General features: G+C 48.8%; 1 protein-coding gene. It reads right to left on the bottom strand.

Translation table 11 applies throughout. The annotated features are described in order from the left end of the window. Positions 1-11: 11 nt before the first annotated feature. Positions 12-1,016, bottom strand: a complete 1,005-nt coding sequence (vopD, locus tag R8269_RS25645; RefSeq protein WP_005464399.1) for a type III secretion system translocon subunit VopD — start codon at positions 1,014-1,016, stop codon at positions 12-14. Positions 1,017-1,115: the final 99 nt, after the last annotated feature.

Below are 1,115 nucleotides of genomic sequence, written 5' to 3'. Positions count from 1 at the left end.
TGAAACCGCAATTACACTGTCGGGATAGATGCGCGCCACGCTTGGTTCTGACTATCAGAGATAGAACGGAACAGCTCACGCAACTCTTTAAGCAACCCTTCTTGGAAGCCGATGTTCTCATCTGCTTTTTGCTTCGCTGCTTGAGCTCGCGTCGCTTGCACTTCATCGTCCTTGCTGCGAGCTTGCGCTTTAGTTTGTTCAACGTTCGATGCTGAGTTTGCCATCTGTCCAAGAGCTTGAAGAATCGCGTTCTTCGCTTGGTTTGAGCTCATCAGTTTATCGAACTTGCGACCGCCGCTAGTCAACTGAGCCGTGGTGTCTGCAATGCTGTCTTTCGCTAGCGAATGTGCGCGTTTTACTTGATCTTGCTGAGTTTTTGACAAGTTACCGTTGTTCATCAACTCTTCTACTTGATCGAAGCCCGCCTTTTGCGTTTTCAGCACGTTGTTGCTTGCCATCTCGGTCTTAATTTCTTTACCCGCTTTGAACGAACCAAGCGCACCGATAATTGCTGTAGCACCCGCTAACACACCAGATACAACCGCCATCGCGATCATCGCGCTAGCAGAGTTGTTCAGCTCTGCCGCTTGGCTTTGCAAACTCGCAACGTTGGCTTCAACCGCAATTTCACGTTGAAGCACTTGCTGTTCACGGCTTAGCTTCGACACTTGGTAAAGCAGCGTCAACAAAGACAGCGATTGAGAAACCGCGTCCGAAGGTGATTTGATCACTTCTTCACCGTTCAGCACTTTCGCGGTAGTGCTCATCAGTAGATCAATCGTTGGTGCAAGCTCACCCATCAGGTTCGCAACCACTTGTGCTTGATTACTGATCGCAGGAGCTTTCGGCCCATCTAATTGATAACGACCCGCACCAGAAACGTTTGACTCACCGTTGCTTTTTACTGCACCCGCTTCCAATTTGGTCTCTGGTGTTTTTTCTGCTTTGGTTGTTTTGATAGTGTCGCCCAAACCATACAGTTCACCGCGACCCGTTCCACCAATTTTATCCAACATACTTACGCTCCTTAAACCGTTGCAGGACGGCTTAACACCGTTTGCATGGTTTCACTTTTCGCCTGAATCATTTGCATGATGATGCTCATCAGCTCTTGG

The organism is Vibrio sp. Vb0667, assembly GCF_033391095.1.
This window is presented reverse-complemented; position numbering and strand designations above follow the sequence as displayed.